The organism is Domibacillus sp. 8LH (assembly GCF_038806185.1).
Classification (GTDB): Bacteria; Bacillota; Bacilli; order Bacillales; family Domibacillaceae; genus Domibacillus; species Domibacillus indicus_A.
On record NZ_JAVJNG010000381.1, the window covers coordinates 1 to 229 of the forward strand.

General features: G+C 56.3%; 1 protein-coding gene. It reads left to right on the forward strand.

The genetic code is table 11. From position 1 onward, the window contains the following. Positions 1–229: MFS transporter (locus tag RG959_RS25095; RefSeq protein ID WP_342799397.1), on the forward strand; the 229-nt coding region annotated here is incomplete at both ends.

Consider the following 229-nt stretch of genomic DNA (forward strand, 5'->3'; position numbering starts at 1 on the left):
CTTCTGTATCGGTCTTATTCCCTCGTATGCCTCAATTGGTATCTGGGCGCCGATTCTGCTGCTGCTGTGTAAGATGGCACAGGGATTCTCGGTCGGCGGAGAGTACACCGGGGCGTCGATTTTTGTCGCGGAATATTCGCCGGACCGTAAGCGTGGATTTATGGGCAGTTGGCTGGACTTCGGCTCGATTGCCGGGTTTGTGCTGGGTGCGGGCGTGGTGGTTCTGATT